Annotated in this window: 22 protein-coding genes; 11 read left to right on the forward strand and 11 right to left on the reverse strand. The window is 63.5% G+C overall.

The features are described from left to right. Positions 1 to 377: 377 nt before the first annotated feature. The gene (locus EAV90_RS05385) at positions 378 to 626 is read left to right on the forward strand and encodes a hypothetical protein (protein WP_129142803.1); all 249 of its coding nucleotides are present in this window, start codon (positions 378 to 380) and stop codon (positions 624 to 626) included. A gap of 35 nt (positions 627 to 661) precedes the next feature. On the opposite strand, the gene EAV90_RS05390 is transcribed toward EAV90_RS05385, so the two are convergent. Together EAV90_RS05390 and ku are read right to left on the reverse strand one after the other, a co-directional pair. Continuing rightward, complete coding sequence (locus EAV90_RS05390; RefSeq protein ID WP_129142804.1) at positions 662 to 913, reverse strand: hypothetical protein; 252 nt, start codon at positions 911 to 913, stop codon at positions 662 to 664. A gap of 21 nt (positions 914 to 934) precedes the next feature. Further along, positions 935 to 1861, reverse strand: coding sequence for a non-homologous end joining protein Ku (gene ku, locus EAV90_RS05395; protein ID WP_129142805.1), 927 nt, complete (start codon positions 1859 to 1861; stop codon positions 935 to 937). A 167-nt stretch (positions 1862 to 2028) separates the two neighbouring features. Between ku and EAV90_RS05400 the strand changes: the two genes are divergently transcribed. Further along, complete coding sequence (locus EAV90_RS05400; RefSeq protein ID WP_018643611.1) at positions 2029 to 2247, forward strand: hypothetical protein; 219 nt, start codon at positions 2029 to 2031, stop codon at positions 2245 to 2247. 5 nt (positions 2248 to 2252) lie between these two features. Further along, the gene (locus EAV90_RS05405; protein ID WP_129142806.1) at positions 2253 to 2498 is read left to right on the forward strand and encodes a hypothetical protein; all 246 of its coding nucleotides are present in this window, start codon (positions 2253 to 2255) and stop codon (positions 2496 to 2498) included. Between the two features lie 14 nt (positions 2499 to 2512). Here the strand turns inward: EAV90_RS05405 and EAV90_RS41165 are convergent, their stop codons facing one another. Beyond that, complete coding sequence (locus EAV90_RS41165; RefSeq protein ID WP_283810434.1) at positions 2513 to 2638, reverse strand: hypothetical protein; 126 nt, start codon at positions 2636 to 2638, stop codon at positions 2513 to 2515. A 451-nt stretch (positions 2639 to 3089) separates the two neighbouring features. On the opposite strand from EAV90_RS41165, the gene EAV90_RS05410 reads away from it, so the two are divergent. Further along, positions 3090 to 3287 (forward strand): hypothetical protein, encoded by a 198-nt coding sequence (locus EAV90_RS05410; protein ID WP_129142807.1) that lies wholly within the window; start codon positions 3090 to 3092, stop codon positions 3285 to 3287. A 355-nt stretch (positions 3288 to 3642) separates the two neighbouring features. Continuing rightward, positions 3643 to 4023 (forward strand): response regulator transcription factor, encoded by a 381-nt coding sequence (locus tag EAV90_RS05415; protein ID WP_430644716.1) that lies wholly within the window; start codon positions 3643 to 3645, stop codon positions 4021 to 4023. Between the two features lie 19 nt (positions 4024 to 4042). Here EAV90_RS05415 and EAV90_RS05420 read toward each other — a convergent pair whose 3' ends face one another. From EAV90_RS05420 to EAV90_RS05440, 5 genes are all read right to left on the reverse strand, one after another. Next, positions 4043 to 4333 carry a hypothetical protein gene (locus EAV90_RS05420; RefSeq protein ID WP_129142808.1) on the reverse strand — a complete coding sequence of 97 codons (291 nt, stop codon included), beginning with the start codon at positions 4331 to 4333 and terminating at the stop codon, positions 4043 to 4045. 120 nt (positions 4334 to 4453) lie between these two features. Further along, entirely contained in the window at positions 4454 to 4897 is a 444-nt protein-coding gene (locus EAV90_RS05425) for a low affinity iron permease family protein (RefSeq protein ID WP_129142809.1), read from the reverse strand. Positions 4898 to 4946: 49 nt separating this feature from the next. Further along, complete coding sequence (locus EAV90_RS05430; RefSeq protein WP_129142810.1) at positions 4947 to 6038, reverse strand: glycosyltransferase family 4 protein; 1092 nt, start codon at positions 6036 to 6038, stop codon at positions 4947 to 4949. 213 nt (positions 6039 to 6251) lie between these two features. Beyond that, positions 6252 to 6611 carry a PRC-barrel domain-containing protein gene (locus EAV90_RS05435; RefSeq protein ID WP_129142811.1) on the reverse strand — a complete coding sequence of 120 codons (360 nt, stop codon included), beginning with the start codon at positions 6609 to 6611 and terminating at the stop codon, positions 6252 to 6254. A gap of 213 nt (positions 6612 to 6824) precedes the next feature. Further along, positions 6825 to 7721, reverse strand: coding sequence for a ferritin-like domain-containing protein (locus EAV90_RS05440; RefSeq protein ID WP_283810435.1), 897 nt, complete (start codon positions 7719 to 7721; stop codon positions 6825 to 6827). A 213-nt stretch (positions 7722 to 7934) separates the two neighbouring features. On the opposite strand from EAV90_RS05440, the gene EAV90_RS05445 reads away from it, so the two are divergent. From EAV90_RS05445 to EAV90_RS05455, 3 genes are all read left to right on the forward strand, one after another. Then, the gene (locus tag EAV90_RS05445) at positions 7935 to 8432 is read left to right on the forward strand and encodes a DUF2231 domain-containing protein (RefSeq protein WP_129142812.1); all 498 of its coding nucleotides are present in this window, start codon (positions 7935 to 7937) and stop codon (positions 8430 to 8432) included. Next, positions 8429 to 10825, forward strand: coding sequence for an FdhF/YdeP family oxidoreductase (locus EAV90_RS05450; protein WP_245509453.1), 2397 nt, complete (start codon positions 8429 to 8431; stop codon positions 10823 to 10825). Before EAV90_RS05445 ends, EAV90_RS05450 begins: the two co-directional genes overlap by 4 nt. 655 nt (positions 10826 to 11480) lie before the next feature. After that, positions 11481 to 12362, forward strand: a complete 882-nt coding sequence (locus EAV90_RS05455) for a 3'-5' exonuclease (RefSeq protein WP_129142813.1) — start codon at positions 11481 to 11483, stop codon at positions 12360 to 12362. Between the two features lie 62 nt (positions 12363 to 12424). Here the strand turns inward: EAV90_RS05455 and EAV90_RS05460 are convergent, their stop codons facing one another. After that, the gene (locus EAV90_RS05460; RefSeq protein WP_129142814.1) at positions 12425 to 12661 is read right to left on the reverse strand and encodes a hypothetical protein; all 237 of its coding nucleotides are present in this window, start codon (positions 12659 to 12661) and stop codon (positions 12425 to 12427) included. 10 nt (positions 12662 to 12671) lie between these two features. Then, complete coding sequence (locus EAV90_RS05465) at positions 12672 to 12857, reverse strand: DUF3606 domain-containing protein (protein ID WP_028133503.1); 186 nt, start codon at positions 12855 to 12857, stop codon at positions 12672 to 12674. 114 nt (positions 12858 to 12971) lie between these two features. Between EAV90_RS05465 and ligD the strand changes: the two genes are divergently transcribed. From ligD to EAV90_RS05480, 3 genes are all read left to right on the forward strand, one after another. Beyond that, a complete protein-coding gene (ligD, locus tag EAV90_RS05470) occupies positions 12972 to 13892 on the forward strand; it encodes a non-homologous end-joining DNA ligase (protein ID WP_129142815.1) in 921 nt (306 codons plus the stop codon). A 173-nt stretch (positions 13893 to 14065) separates the two neighbouring features. After that, on the forward strand, positions 14066 to 14734 hold the full coding sequence (locus EAV90_RS05475; protein ID WP_129142816.1) for a hypothetical protein: 669 nt from the start codon (positions 14066 to 14068) through the stop codon (positions 14732 to 14734). A 512-nt stretch (positions 14735 to 15246) separates the two neighbouring features. Then, entirely contained in the window at positions 15247 to 15597 is a 351-nt protein-coding gene (locus EAV90_RS05480; protein WP_129142817.1) for a RidA family protein, read from the forward strand. Between the two features lie 287 nt (positions 15598 to 15884). Here EAV90_RS05480 and EAV90_RS05485 read toward each other — a convergent pair. Next, the coding region (locus EAV90_RS05485) for a transposase (RefSeq protein WP_208738471.1) at positions 15885 to 16449 on the reverse strand (565 nt) is incomplete at its 5' end.

Raw genomic sequence — 16449 nt, forward strand, 5'->3', positions numbered from 1 at the left:
GGATCAATCTCCCCTGCCCCCGTAAGTCGCTTTTTCTAGAAAAAAAATCTCAGAGCGTTTCCCGCTGCCGGGGGGAGTGCCGCATAAAAAAACCGGCTTCACCCTCCCGCGTTCGCGAGCGCTGGGAAACCTCACTGGCCTGTGCAGGAGCAAGGACGATGCTGGTGCTGGTGCTGGTGCTCCGCGGCGGACGGTGAAGTGAGGAGCCTCCCCTGCCGTCGTCGCGTTTCACTGTGACAAGCGATCAGCTTTGGGCAAACCGCGTCCAGTCCATCGCAGCGACGCAGCCGGCGCCGTCCGTCAGCCGCAGACAGCTGCACCGGCTGGTGATCACTCACAGCGACCACGCGAGCAGGGACACACGCAGACGAAGGAAGGTGACGCGCCTCGTCAAATATCTGCGCGACATCAAGGAGACCGGAGCGATCCACGAATGCGAGGAGCACGGCTGGATGCAGGACCGGGCCGACCCCCATGCCCGCCAGAGAGCAGTCGAGCTCGCCTGCGAATATCCGCCGGCAGGCATCTCGACCGATCATTCCGTCGCGGCGATCCTCGATGTGCTCGATTCCATCGGAGACACGTGCCCGGAGTGCCCCGCGAGCGAAAGGGGTCCCGAGGACTGAGCGAAGCGGTTCCGACAACTCGGAACGACTTCACCTTAGCGCCGGCGCGCGACCCAGACTCCAACCAAAAAGGCGACCAAGAGCGACCGCAGCGGGGCATTAATCGCTGCCTCGCGCAAGCGATCCGCCAAGCGCAGGGCGCCGTCTTGAGATGAGCGCGGTCGTCGCAAGTCGGCCGCCGTTTTCGCTTCGGCATTCAGCCTGGCCGCAACAGCCAACTCCGCGCCTTCTGGGTCGTTCACCAGGCCGGAGGCTTCCGTCATCGCTGAGGCTTCCTGCATGTCCATTCGAACCTCCTACCACTAGCGTCAGGCCGACTTCCGCTGCGGCCTGGCGGCGGGTTTCTTCGCGGCCGCCTCCTTCGCAGGCTTCTTGCCGGCGATGGGCATCAGCAACTCCTTCTGGCCCGCCGACGCCTTCTTCGGCTTCTTGGCGGGCTTGGCCGCGTTCGCAGGCGCGGCCTCCTTGCCGACTGACCGGCGCAGCGCCTCCATCAAATCGACGACGTTGCCCGCCGCCGGCTTGGACTTTGGCGTGATCGGCTTGCCGGCGCGCTTGTGGTTGATGAGATCGATCAGCGCGCTCTCGTAGTGGTCTTCGAACTTCTCGGGATCGAAGCGGCCGGCCTTCTGGTTCACGATGTGCTTGGCAAGGTCCAGCATGTCCTTCGTGACCTTCACGTCCTGGATCTCGTCGAAATATTCCTGCTCGCTCCTGACCTCGTAGGGATAGCGCAGCAGCGTGCCAATCAGGCCTTTGTCGCGGGCTTCGAGCGCGATGATGTGCTCGCGGTTGGTCAGCACCACCCGCCCGATCGCGACCTTGTCCATCTCGCGGATGGTCTCGCGGATCACCGCGAAAGCGTCATGCCCGACCTTTCCGTCCGGACGCAGGTAGTAGGGACGGATCAGGTAGCGTGGATCGATGTCGGACTTGTCGACGAACTCGTCGATCTCGATGGTGCGCGTGGACTCCAGCGCGATCTCCTCGAGCTCTTCCTTCGACACCTCGATGTATTGGCCCTTCTCAAACTCGTAGCCCTTGACGATGTCCTCGTTCTGCACCTCGTCGCCGGTATCCGCATCGACCTTCAGGTATTTGATGCGATGGCCGGTCTCGCGATTGAGCTGATTGAACGAGATCTTCTCGCTCTCCGACGTCGCGGGGTAGAGCGCCACCGGACAGGTGACGAGGGACAGACGCAGGAAGCCTTTCCAGTTGGCACGCGGGGCCATGTTACGCAGAACTCCATTGGGGTGGCCTGGATTCAAGACGAACTGCAGATGGCAGTTCCGACGGGCGGGCCTCTCCGGGCGAAGATTCATCCGTACGGTCCTCGCCACCGGCGGAATCCGACGGATGCCCATTGACTCATATGGAACAAATGGAGAACATAGAAAGCATGTCCGCCGCTTCCGAACCTGCTGCGCTCGCCAAGGGCGATCTTGAGCGCGCCGCCGACCAGGCCATCGAAGTCTGCGGCGGAGACCCCCGGGAGGCGGTCAAGGCGTTGTTGATCGCCATCGACTTTCTCGAGGCCGAGGCCAACGAGCTGCGCGCGGCGGTCTCGAAAGGATATTCACGGGGGCGGCATGGCCCGCACCGCGAACGCAAGGAGTGACTGCAATGGACGTCACCTACTACGTGGCATTGCCGTTCGTCATGGCCGATGACGGCGTCGCGCCCGGCGAGGCGGTCGAGTGCCTGAGTGCCAACGCCGCCGTCATGCGCGCCGAAGCGCTCTCGCGGAAACCAGGCTGCGCGGGGGCGGTCGCCTTTTCGCGGACTGGAGACCCGTCCAGCGGCGACTTCGGCGACGCCAAGCTGATCCTGAAGTTCGGCGAGGTTCCGGACGATCTCAGCGCGCTCTGACCGGCACGAACCGATCATTCCTCGCCCGGGGCGGCGGCATCGCCCGACTCGAGCAGGTTCAGCGCGGTCTCGATCTGCGCGAGCAGGCGCTCGATTTCCTCGCGTTCGTTCGGTCCGGTACCGCTCTGCAGTCGCTCCATGAGCGCCTGCTTTCGCGCAAGCAGATTTGCGACAGCCGACACATCGCACCTTCCCATGTTTGGCATCTACAAGGGAGTTGGTGCGGCCGTGACGAACTTGCCAGTCCCGATTCTGCGAGGTCCGGACCAGCCCGGGCCCTCCGACCGCTATTTCGCAGGCGGCCGCAGCGGGCCGTCTACCCACTTCCGGGCGGCGGGGTCGTGCAGCGGATCGTCGTCGCAATCGGAGCAGACGTAGCGCTCTCCGCCTCTTGCGCCCTCGTCGCGCACGAGCTTCATCGCCCGCCCACAGTGCGGGCACGGCTTCCGGATTGGATGCTGCAGCGACATTTGCCTTCCCCCGCCTCGGTCAGCGTAGTGCCCTTTGCCGGGCGGGCACAAGCGATCTCTTGACGTGAGCCTCGTCGACCATCGAAGATCGGCTTTCAGTGATTGTTGCGGGGGTGGCGTCATGGAAGAGTTCTACAGCGGCTTCGCGCAGCGGGCGCGCGATCTGGCAGAGAAGGCAGACCCGTTCACACGCAGAAGACTGCTCGATCTGGCCAAGAGGTACGACGCCAAGAGCAAGCCCGCCGGCAGCGCCAGGCCGCTGCCGCCTCCACGCACCAGCCCGCCCTCCACGCTCTTTGCCGGCGCCGGCGAAGCATGAGAAGGGGAGGGGCCGTAGAGATCAAGTGCGACGCCTGCGGTGGCACCGGCCACCAACCCACGGAAGAGACCGGCCCTGGCCGTAGGATCTTCCCGGGCCGTTGCACGAAGTGCGGCGGCAAGGGACGGAATGCCCAAGACCGAGTGAGCTTCACTCTCTGTCAGCTCCCGCCATTCCCGTGCGCGGCTCAGAGATCTTGGAACCCGAGCGACGTCTGGCTGCTCCTGAACTCTCGGGCACAAGACCGTTTGAACAGCCCTCCAGTCACGCGCGCCCAGGCGCGCTTCCGTCGGGAACGACCACGCAATTGCATCGTTCGACGTGCGTGACTGATGCTATCCCAAGTGAGCCGCCAGTGAGCGTACTTCCAGTGAGCGTACTTCTCGTCGAGGACGACCCCCTGATCCGCGAATTCGTCGTCGAAGCGCTGCGGGAGGCGGGCTATCACGTCATCCACGCGAGCACTGGCGAGGAGGCTTTGGAGTGGTGCAAGCGCCACGTCGCGGACGTGCTTGTCACCGACGTCAGGCTGCCCGGACAGGTCGACGGATGGCAGATCGCGGAGCGGTGCCGCGAGCACGATCCGGAACTGCCGGTCATCTATGCCACGGGCTACTCGCCCGCTGCACCACGCCCGGTGCCGGGCAGTCGCATCGTGAAGAAGCCCTTCCATCCGGACGAGGTCGTCCGAATCGTAGGCGAGCTCGGCGGCGAAAGGCGCATGCCGCCGAACTAGAAAGATCCGAGCTTCCGCATCACTTGCGGTCGGGCTCCTTCGTGGGCGGACCGCTCTTGTTGCCCGGGAGACCTTTGATGTTGGAGGTGTCCTGCTGCTGGACCGTCGGATTCTGCTGGTTCGAGCTGGCGCCGACGGTCTCACCAGGCTTGACGGCTGGACCATTCTTGTTTCCCGGCTGGCCGGCTATTCCGGTGCCCGAGTTCTGCGCGCTAGGAGCGCCGGAAACGTCCGGCTTCGTGGTCTGGGCAAGTGCGGCCGGAGCTGCAAGCGCCAGAGCAAAGGCCAGCGCGCTGGCTATGGACCTCATGTCTCTCCTCCTCTGCAGGAATTCGGAAGCGCGGATTGCGACTACCTTCGACTCGAACGTTGCGTTGCCTCGCGCGTTCCTACCATTGCGGTGCGACCGTTCTTCTTTCCGCTGGAGCCATCAGCCTTCGGCGTCGTTCTGGGACCTTCGTGGGCGGCGCCTGCCTGCCCCTCCTCTCTCAGCCGCGACCGCCTTGGCGCGCTCCTCGCAGCGGGCGCGCAGCTCCTCCAACTCGTCCGCGGAAAGATGCTCGATGCCGACGAAGGAATTCTGGACACTGCCGGTTCGGATGAGCTCATCCAGCTTGACCTGGATCGCAGCGCTATCCCGGTTCTGCGAGTTCTGTATCAGAAAGACCATCAGAAAGGTCACGATGGTCGTTCCTGTATTGATGACGAGCTGCCACGTGTCAGAGAAGTGGAAGAGAGGTCCGGTAGCAGCCCAGATGACGACCACCGCGCAGGCCAGGACGAAGGTCGATGCGCGCCCGGCCGCTTGCGAGGCCCCGTTTGCGATCGACGCGAACAACCGGCGCGGGCGGCGGCCGCTTTGTTGACGTCGCATGTAACCCTCCCTTTGATCCACAATCAAACGCGGCCGTGAACAGCAGCGCTCACGGGACGAGCGGAGACGCGGGCGTGCCGAGGTGTTCGGAGGCGACCGAGATTTGGGCAGGCCTGGCGGCGGCGAGAAGCCGCCGGTAGTGAGTCTCGTACGCCCGCGCCATGCTGGTCGAGGTGAACCGCTCTTCGAACCGCGCCCGGACCTTGCGCCGGTCGATCCGTGATAGATCCCTGACCGCCCGGACCGCCTGCGCTTCGTCCTCGACTATGAAGCCGGTCACTCCTTCCTCGACGACTTCCGGTACCGATCCGGCCCGATAGGCGATCACGGGCGTCCCGCATGCCATCGCCTCGATCATCACCAGGCCGAACGGCTCGGGCCACTTGATCGGAAACAGCAGGGCCGCAGCGGCCGACAGAAACGGCTGCTTGCCGCGCTCGTCCACCTCGCCGACGAGTTCGACCCGAGCCCCGTCGATCTCCGGCTGAATCCGCTTCTTGAAGTAGCCGGTTTCGCCGCGAGGCACCTTCGCAGCAATCCGCAGCGGCATGCCGGCCGCCCGCGCAATCCGGATGGCCTCCTCGGGCCCCTTGTCCGGCGTGAGTCGCCCGAGGAAGGCGAGGTACGACCCGGGAGCGTAGGACGGCCGAAACAGCCGGGCCGGCAAGCCGTGATGCACCGTGCCGCACCAGTTTGCGTCCTCGAGCGGAGCGCGCTGTTTGTCGGAAATGGAGACGAAGCACGCCTCCGGAAACTGCCGAGCCACCTCGCCGATGCCAGGCAGGTCTAGGCGCCCATGCAGGGTGGTGAGAAACGGGATCCCGCACCTGCTGAGCGCGGGCAGATGCAGCCAGTCGACATGGGCGTGAACAAGGTCGAACTCGCGAGCGCGACGCGAGACCGCTTCGATCAAGAGCGTGCAGGCCGTGTTCGGGTCGACACGCGGCCGCCCGAGACGCAGCGCGCGCGGCCAGACCGCATGCAGTTCTCCGCGCGTCCTGGAATCGCCACTCGCGAACAGGGTCACCTCATGCCCGAGATCGACCAGCTCGTCGACCAGCCAGGCCACGACCCTTTCCGTGCCGCCATAAAGCTTCGGGGGAACGCTTTCGGCCAACGGAGCGATCTGGGCGATCCGCATCGGCCTCCGCCTCAGCTCTCCGCGGCACTGCGCGACGTCGCGCATACCACCAGAAGGCCGGCGACAATCGCGATCAGAACCGCTCCGGCCGATAATTCGGCATGTCCGTGCGCTCGCCGGCGACGCGCGAAAACCGTTCCCATAGGGCCTCGCAAATCGATCCCGACCAACGGTGACGCTGCGGCTTCGTTCCTCCGCGCGCCTACCCCCTCGCTAGGCGACCGGCACCCCATAGTAGTCGTCGACCGAGCGCCTCGTTTGGGCGTCCCAGCTCCAACTGCTCTCGTCGCCGTATTTGGGAGCGCCCGTGAGCTGATCCTGCGTGACGCCGGTGACGTATCCGCCAAGATTGGTGTCGTATTTCAGCGTCTGCCAAGGCAGCGGATAGTGATCGTCGCCGATGCCGAGCAGGCCGCCGAAGCTGAGCACCGCGTAGGACACCTTGCCGCCAACCTTGTCGATCATGACGCGCTCGATGTAGCCGACCTTCTGCCCGTCGGGCCCGTACACGTTCGTGCCTTCGACCTTGTCGCTTCCGATGAGACTGGAGGTCTCGCGATCTTCCATGGCCATGTTCGCCTCCTGGATGTTGCTGTCTTCGGAGTCAACAGAGGCCAGGTCGCATCCGTTCCTCCGGGACGCCCGTGACGTTGCGCCGGCGCCCTCAGCCGTCCTTCAGAACGTCCAAGCCTTGGCGCGCTTCATAGGCAAGAGGATGAGTCGCTCCGGGCCAAAAGCTATCGCGCGCTCCCGAACGAAGGCACAGTCACAGCGCTACTGGCTGGCTCAGGTCGTCTTCAAAGCACCGTTCATCCCATTTGGGTAGAATCCGCCTTTGCTCACGCCCTGCTTGTCAGTGAGATAAACGATGTGCAGCACCTCCTGGGGCGTACGATGGAAGGCGATGGCATCGGGCGTGGAGGGAACGACGTTGGCCTTGCCGTTCACGCGGATACCCTGGTCTTTGTCCTCTGGCCCGTCCACCTGATCCCGCGCATCGGAGATCGCATTGGCCGCCGTCCAGGCTTTCTCTCCCATGAGATATAGCTGTGATCGTGCCATACCCATGTGATACGCCTCGACGGCCAGGATGCCAGCCGCTGCTTCAAGGAATTCCTTGCTCTTCAGCAGCGGCGCGGCACCGGCATAGGCGGTCACGCCCACGTCCTCGAACAGCATGCCGCCGAGCAGCACGCTCATGTCGTCCGCAAAGGGGTCGAAATCGGCGGGAAGACCGGCTGCCTGAGCCGCTGCCTTGAACCCACCCTCGAAGTCGATCGCGGGGCGGGATATCGCGTTCTTGCCGAGAGTCTTGCGATAAAAGCGGACGTGGGCCAGCTCATTCTCCGCCAGCTCTTCCACGAACTCGCGGATGGCTTTGTTCTCGAACTTGGCTTCGTGTCCGCCGGTCACGCTTGCCGCGTCAGACCCGGCGTCCGCATCCGAGATGCCTTTGCCAGTGGTGGCGCGGAGGTAGAACTCGGCCTCCATGTACTCGAGGTTCAGCGCAAAGGTGAAGATATCTTCGTCGTGGATGGCCGGCTTCTCGCTCAGGCCGACGCCGGTCGTCTGATGGCTCTTTTTCTGCGCATAGGCAGCCGGCAGCAGCAGTCCGCTCAGTCCCAGGAAGGACAAACCGGCAATCGACTGCCGGCGTGAGAACTCCAACATCTGCTTGTTCATGGCGAACCTCATGGGGTAGCGCGCCCGCCATGCTCCGACAGCCGTGCACGCGCGTGGCGCAGGCTTGCTAGGCAATGTTCTGACCTGAATGCCGTTCCTAACGCCGCAGATGTCTCCAGATCTTCCGATGGGCGATCGGAGCACCCAAGGAACTTGTCAGCGAACCGACCATTGTCCTGGAAAGGTCCATTCCGGACATATTTGGAGATGTTCATGAGCATCAATCCGAAGAGCACCGCCAAGATTGGCGAGCATCCGCTCCACCCCATGCTGATCCCATTTCCGGTCGCATTCCTGGTCGGGGCGTTCGTCAGCGACCTGATCTTTGTTGGCATCGCTGACGCGTTCTGGGCCAAGGCCTCGATGTACTTGATCGGCGCGGCAATCGTGATGGCGCTCGTCGCCGCTTTGGCCGGCTTTATCGACTTTTTCGGCGAACCGCGGATCCGTCGCCTCACCGATGCCTGGTATCACATGATCGGCAATCTGACCGCCGTCGTGCTTGCGCTGGTGAACTTCGCGCTTCGATACAGCCAGGGCGCCGAGGCCGCCATCAAGCCTTGGGGCGTCGTGCTGTCATTGGTGGTCGTAGGCACCCTGCTGTTCACCGGCTGGAAGGGCTGGGAGATGGTCTATCGCCACCACGTCGCCGTGCTCGATACCCCGGAGCAGGTGGCCAGCAGCGAGCGCGGGCCTCGACGGGTGGCGTGACCGTGCGTATTCGCGGCTACCGGCTGGGCAAGGATCGGATCCGCGGACGGCCGAACAGAAGGGCGGCCGGCAGTTGGGCGGCGCTGCGGGAGCTTGCCGGCACGCTGCTGCGCGAAAAATCGTTTCTGCGAAGCGCCTATGCGTTTTTCAGGCAGAACAAGCCGGGCGGGTTCGCCTGTGTGGCCTGCGCATGGACCAAGCCGGAAAAACCACAGACCATCGAAATTTGCGAGAGCGGCGGCAAGGCCACGGGGTGGGAATTGACCCGCAAGCGGGTGCCGCTCGAGTTCTTCGCCACTCACCGGGTGAGCGGGCTCGAAACCTGGTCGGATCATGAACTCGAAAACCTCGGCCGTCTGACCCACCCGCTGAAATGGGATGCCGCTACGGACCGGTACCTCCCCGTCGCATGGGACGAAGCCTTCAGCATGATCGGTCGGGAGCTGAGGAGCTGCGACCCGAAATCGATCGTGTTCTACATGTGCGGCCATGCGGCGCTGGAAACCGCCTACATGTATCAGTTGTTCGGCCGCATCGTCGGCAGCAACAACTTCCCGAACAGCTCCAACATGTGCCACGAGAGCACGTCGGTCGCCCTGCCGCAGGCCATCGGCGTACCGGTCGGCACTGTCATTCTGGAGGATTTCGACAAGGCCGAGTGTATCTTCTTCTTCGGACAGAACACCGGCACGAACAGCCCGCGCTTTCTCAATACGCTGCAGCATGCGAGCCGGCGCGGCGTTCCGATCATCACTTTCAATCCAATCCGCGAGCCGGGTCTCGAGCGCTTCCGCAATCCACAATCGCCTCAGATGGCGACCGGCACGTCGACGCCGATCAGCTCGCAATACTACCAGGTCCGGGCGGGCGGAGACGCCGGCGCCATCCTGGGAATTTGCAAGGCGTTGCTGACGATGGACGAGGCGGCGGGAAACCGCGGACAAGCACCCGTGCTCGATCATGGCTTCATACGCGCACAGACCAGCGGCTTCGAGGAGTTTGCCAGGGTTGCGCGCGAGCTCGATTGGCAAGAGATCGAGCGTCGCTCCGGGTTGACCCGCACAGACTTGGCGGTGGTCGCCGACGTCTATGCGCGATCGAACGCCACGATCTTCTGCTACGGGATGGGGCTGACGCAGCATCCGGCCGGCGTCGAGAACGTGCGGCTGCTTTGCAATCTGATGTTCCTGCGCGGCAACATCGGAAAGCCGGGCGCCGGCATCTGCCCGGTACGGGGCCACTCAAACATTCAGGGGCAGCGCACGGTCGGCCTTGCGGAGAAGCCCGAGCTCGTTCCCCTCGACACCTACGCTCGGCTCTACGGGTTCGATCCGCCTCGCGATAGAGGAATGAACACGGTCGAGACCTGCGAGGCGATTCTTCACGGCCGCGTCCACGCTTTCATCGGCTTTGGCGGCAATTTCGTTCGTGCCGCTCCGGACAGCGCAGCCATAGAGCCCGCGTGGCGAGATATCGGTCTGACGGTGCAGGTCGCAACCAAGCTCAACCGCAGCCACATCGTGCATGGCAAGCAGGCCTACTTGTTGCCCTGCCTGGGCCGCATCGAACGGGATGAGCAGGCGACGGGGCCACAAGCCGTGTCCATCGAGGATGCGACCGGCTGCGTTCATGCTTCGGTCGGTCACGCCGAGCCAACAAGCCGGGACCTGTTGTCGGAGCCGAAGATCGTCGCCGAGTTGGCCAAGGCCACGGTGCCCGGAAAGTCGTCTCTCGATTGGGACGGCTGGGTGGCGGACTATTCGCGCATCCGCGAGGCGATCGCACGCACCCATCCCGAGATCTTCCACGATCTCAACAAGCACATGTGGACTCCCGGTGGGCATCACCGGCCGTTGCCGGCCCGCGTGCGCGACTGGCGGACCCCAAATAGAAAGGCCAATTTCCACGTGCCGACGGACTTCTTCGAACAGCATGAGGAGGTCCTGTTCGACGACGGCTTCGATCTGATCACGCTGCGGAGCAACGATCAGTTCAACACCACGATCTACGGCTTCAAGGATCGCTATCGCGAGATCTTCGGGACGCGACATGTATTGTTGATGAACCCGAACGACATCGATCGGCTCGGCTTGCGCGCCGCCGATAGCGTGGACGCATTCGGCGACGATAGCGACGGCGCTCACCGCGTGGTGACGGGATTGCAGGTGGTGCCGTACAACATCCCGGAACGATGTTGCGCAGGCTATTACCCGGAATGCAATGCACTGATCCCTTGGTGGCACCACGCGAAGGACAGTAAGACGCCGGCAGCAAAGCTGGTGCGCATCCGCGTGCGGAGAGCTGGCGATCGGCCGAATGCTGCCGCGGTTCCGGAGACGAGCAGTCCGCCGGTGGTACCGATGCGAGCAGAAGAGAGGGGTAAAGTAGACTGAGAGGCAACCGCTGCCCTGCGCGTCGGACCTACGGACGCCAGCGCGGGCGCACCCGTGCTGTACGCCGCGAGCAGCAGCGTGCATCGCGCTGGCAGCCGCGCAAGCGGACCGCGTCACTGCTTGAGGAGGCCGCGCCAGACCTTCGGGAACGAGGGGCGTTCAGGGGGAGCCGGCTCAGGCGGCGTCAAGACCGCCGGGCGCCGAGACCGGCGAGAGGGCTGCACGCCGGACCCGCCCGGCTTCCTCGGTGCCGCACCTGGGACATTTGAAGGCGACCTCGCGCTGCGAAAACGTATCCTTCCCGGAGCTGACGGCCATCGGCCACGCGCCGCACCTCGGACATTTGACCAGTAGATCGTTCGTTTCCAGCATCGTGTCGGCTCCTCAACTTGCCCCCCATTTCCGGCCAACGAGGCGGTGCTGCAGCCGTTCCCCGCAGCGCGCGCAGGCCTGCCATCGCCTCGGACAGGCCGCCTCCGCCGTCGCGCGATTCGTCCGCTGCATCTCGACGACGCGTCTATCGTCCCCAGGCGGAGCGAACCTGACGGATCCTCCCAATGCACCGTGAATCTCTCGAGTTTCCGGTACCTCGCGGACGCAGAATGTGCCAAACCGGTCGGATCAGTTGGCTGGCCGAGCGATGCTACCGGACGCGATGAACTTCGACGCCATGGCCCAGGCGCTGGCCCAGTCTCCCGACTACCGGGTGCTGCGACGCCTCGTCGCCCGACCCCCCTACGTCCCGACCGCGGGGCAGGAGGTCAGGACCGGCATTCTGCTCGACACCGAGACGACCGGTCTCGATCACGCCAAGGACGAGATCATCGAGCTCGGGATGGTCAAATTCGACTACGCGGCGGACGGGCGGATCGTCGGTGTCCGCGACACCCTCTCCGCGTTCAACGAGCCGAGCGCGCCAATTCCCGCAGAGGTCACGGCGCTCACCGAAATCACGGACGAGATGGTGGCCGGCCACAGGTTCGACGACGGGGCCATCGCGGCCTTCGCCGAAGACGCGGTCATCGTCATCGCCCACAACAGCGGCTTCGACAGGAAGTTCGCCGAACGCTACTGGCCCCTGTTCGAGCACAAGGCCTGGGGCTGCAGCATGACCGAGATCGACTGGCGGAAGCACGGTTTCGCCGGCGCGCAACTCGGCTACCTGCTGAACGGTGCCGGCTTCTTCCACCAGGCGCACCGGGCTGTCGACGACTGCCACGCTCTGCTGGAGGTCCTCGCCCTCGAATTGCCGACTACGGGTGCACCTGCGCTCGCGCTACTGCTGGAGACCGCCCGCAAGCCGACGCTGCGGGTCTGGGCCGAGCAGACTGCATTCGAACTGAAGGACTCCTTGAAACTCCGCGGCTATCGCTGGAACGATGGCAGCGACGGGCGCCCCAAGTCCTGGTTCATAGACGTCGGCGAGTCCGCTCTCGACGACGAGATCGCCTTCCTGCGTACCCAGATCTACATGCAGGACATCGAGCCCGGCGTGCAGAGGCTGACCGCCTTCACGCGGTTCTCGACGAGGATTTAGCCATATGGCTGAAATCGGCAGGTCGAGCCCAATTCAAGCTGGCCCAAAGAGGGCAGGCTCCGCTAGGCGAGCCCGCGGTCGATCTGATCTATCATCTGTACGATGTGAGAGCGATGCTCCCTCATGGAATCGAGCCCGTTTTGGAAGTCGTGCAGTTGCTTCACGGCCTGGGAAATGTCGTGACCATCCTGCTTCAGCTTTTCGATCAGAGCGATCTGCTTCGAGACGGCTAACTCGCCCGTGGCGATGTGCCTGTCTGCCTCGTTCAGCCGCTCTACTTCCTTTTCCCGGTCCATCATCGCCTGCGGTCTAGCGGCCTAGCCGCTTCTCGACGCGCTTGCGGGAGTTACCGACCTTCTTGACCGCCTTCTTCACCGCCGATGCGGAGCGGCCGGTCTTCTTCGCTTCGTACCGGACTTCGTAGTCCTGTCCTTTAGCCACCCGGGCCCGGTCCTGCTTGCGTCCACGCGCGGTCTTCTTTTTCGCTGCGGCCATCGGCTCCTCCTCTTGGAATGTTTGATGGCGATGCAACGCCGCAAGGATTCGCGGGTTCCGGAACGATTCCTGCTGTGCCAATTTGAATCAGCGTGTTGCGCGGGAGTTCGTTGCGTGGCGTTTCAGCGGCGTAAGGCGGTGGCGATCGGCGTCAAGGCGCCGTTCCCCGGCTTCGTAGAACCGGCTCTGGCTTCCTCGATCGAGAAGGTGCCGTCCGGCGCCCGATGGATTCACGAAATCAAGTTCGATGGCTACCGCGTCCAGATCCATCTGGCGAACGAAGCCGTGAAGGTCTTCACCCGCCGCGGTCACGACTGGACCAACCGCTTCAAGAAGGTCGCCAACGACGCCTGGCACATCAAGGCGGGGTCGGCGATCGTGGACGGCGAAGTCGTGGTCCCCGCTGCGGACGGCACGACGGACTTCTCGGTCCTTCAAAACGAACTGAAAGGCAGGTCGAGCAGCATCGTACTGGTCGCCTTCGATCTCCTGTACCTGAACGGCCGCGACCTCCGGAAGCTGCCACTCTTCCAGCGCAAGACCGAACTCAAGAAGATCATCGACGGCACCGAGATCCAGTTCAGCGAAAGCTTCGAGATGGAAGGTCGCGAGATGTTCGCGCACGCCTGCAAGATCGGGCTGGAGGGCGTCGTCTCGAAGGTCCGCGACAGCGCGTACGCCAGCGGCCGCGGCAACAGCTGGGTCAAAAAGACCTGCGCGCAGCGGGAGACGCTGACGATCGCCGGTTTCGCGCTCGACGAAGGCAAGTGGGACGGCATCTATCTCGGTCGGCGCAAGGGGGACGACCTGGTCTACGCCGGCAAGGTCGACCACGGCTTCGACAAGGTCTCCGCGGCCGACCTGCAAAGGCGACTGAAGCCGCTGATCCGGAAGACGCAGCCGTACGCGAAGCGGATCGCCCACAAGGGCATCTGGGTGGAGCCGAAGCTGCTCGCCGAAATCGAATACCGTGCGAAGTCTGCGGAAGGGAAGGTCCGGCACCCGTTCTTCAAGGGACTTCGGGAAGACCTCTAGGGAAACCCGTCGATACCAGGCACGAAGCCTTTGACTTTGCTTCCGATTGCAGGACAAAAAAGTAGGGCCGGCACCCGAAGGTCCGGCCCGCTTTTGTCCGCAGGAGATGTGCGCAATGCGCAGTGATCTTGCCCCGCGGCACGTTCGAATTACTTACTCACAGCCGAGTCGCGATGCAATACCCCTTTTCGCCGCTGCCCCGCGTCCTGTCAGCCATCGAAGCCACCATGTCGCCAGCGCGGCTCGCCCGATACATGGGAACCACAAAAGGCGATAAACATCATGCGCTTAGGTTGTACGTATGGAACGCGCGACTCTGCGAGGAGTTCTACATCCCCCTTCAATTTTCCGAGGTTTCTTTGCGGAACTCTATTCACCGGAGGTTAACCGAGCTTTACGGAACCGCTTGGTTCGACCAGCCGAGATTCACGGGCATCATCCCGGACCGGCACAAGGACGAAATTGCCAAGGTTGTGGCCGACGAGCGTCAAAAGCGCGGACGCTCCTTTATGCCCGACCATGTCGTGGCGGGCATGTCGTTCGGCTTTTGGCAAAACCTGCTCGGGAGCAGATTGGAATTCGTGCTTTGGCGCGGAGGCATCCAAGCGGCCTTTCCCCACCTGCCGAACGGCTTCGGCCGAAACGAGGTCTACCGCAGGCTGGAGCGGCTGCGGAAATTCAGAAACGCGGTCATGCACCACTATGCGATCTTCGACAAGGGACCGACGGACGAATACCGCAACATCAGGACACTCCTGGAATGGATGTGTCCCGACACGCTGTGGCTCATGTCCGAGCTTTCCAATCCCGCAGCAGTCCTTCAGCGGCGGCCTCGGCTGTAGACAGCAGCCGATGGGCGCTGATGACGGGCGCCCAGCGCCGTCGAGAACTGGAAGGCGCGGGCGTCACAAGGATCGAGGCGGGTCCGGAAAACGGGACGCATCAAACGCCTCGAAATCGACCGAGTTTGACCGCCGAATCGGCCGGTCAGGTGGTACACAGCGGTGGTCACAAATCACGGCCGGGCTTTCCAGGAATCCTTGTTTTCGGCGGATTTCGCGCATCAGAGCCATGGAGGATGGGAGTCCCACTATCTCCACCAGCGCGAGTTTGCCGATGCCGTAATAAAGTCAGAGCGGACAGCTCCTAGCGACCTCGCGCGTAACGTGGTAAGCGTTGCTGCGCGGCGCCCCCCAAAAGTGCCACACAAAAACAAATCGCCGGACCGAAAACTACAATAAAATCAACATCCAACAGGATAACCGTCTCAGTTCAATCCTGTCTGGCAGCACCAGCTCTCCCAAGCGAGCCCTCCGCCTGGCCAGCGTGCCCGCAACAGACCGAAGACGCGATCGTGATCAAACGTTCCCTGCCCTACGAAGGACTGCTCCACGAGATCGTCGAGCATAATGGCGTGCTCTATCTCGGCGGCATCGTTCCCGAGGATGCGGGGCTCGACATGGCAGGCCAGGCCGACGATGTGCTGCGCCAGTTGAAGACCCTGCTCGAGGGGGCCGGCTCCGATCTCTCCTGCGTTCTGCAGGTGACGATCTTTTTGACTGATCTCGCCGACAAGGCGGCGCTCAACCAGGTGTGGAAGCGCTATTTCGCCGCGGACCATCTGCCGGCGCGTGCTGCCATTGGCGTTGCGGACCTCGGTCCAGGCGTCAGGCTGGAGCTGACGGCGATCGCCGCCCGCCGCTGATAGACAAGCAACCGGCAAGGGCAGAAAGCTTGGTCGTTTCGCCAGCACCAGTGTTCCACACACGCCGCAGCATTCTCGCGGCCCGAAACGCCCGAGTTTTGCTCGTTTCCTTGTCCCTCTTCTGTGAAGAGCAACTGTGGCGAAGTAGCCCGGCGATCGGCCGGCCTCAAGGCTGGCGCTGGCGCGCCCCCGCCTGCGGCGGCTGACGGCCTTGACCCCGTCCGCTCACCGGTCTGTTGGCTTTGCATGCGCTCGGCCGAGGTCCGAGCGCGAGATAGGCGCGCTCGTCAGGCCACCCTGTATTTCTTCGGATCCCACGTCTCGCCGCGCGCGATCATGGTGTTGAGGATGATGATCAGCTTGCGCATGCAGGCGACGATCGCGACCTTTGGCGGCTTGCCCTTGGCAATCAGCCGTTCGTAGAAGGCCTTGAACACCGGATTGTTCAGCGTTGCGGCACCGACACAGGGCATGTAGAGGGCATTTCGCACCCAGCGGCGGCCACCCTTGATGCAGCGTTCACCTCGACGTTTGCCGCTATCATCGTCATAAGGAGCAACGCCCATCAACGCGGCGGCAACTTCGTCGCTCACCTGCCCCAGCTCCGGTAGTCCTCCAAGCAGCGCCATTGCGGTCCCCTCAGCAAAGCCTGGTACGCTCTGGATGATCTCGGCGCGTTTGGCAAAGTCCGGCGTTGTCTTGATCGTCGCCGCGATCGCGGTCTCGAGCGCGGCGATTTCGTCAGCCAGCTTCTTAAGAAGACGCGCGCGAGCCTTCTGAACAAGGGCCGGCGCCTCATGCTCCTTCTGCATTTCCAGGCGAGCCCTGACGTCAAGCAGGCCTTGGCGTCCC

Source organism: Bradyrhizobium vignae, from assembly GCF_004114425.1.
Lineage (GTDB): Bacteria > Pseudomonadota > Alphaproteobacteria > Rhizobiales > Xanthobacteraceae > Bradyrhizobium > Bradyrhizobium vignae.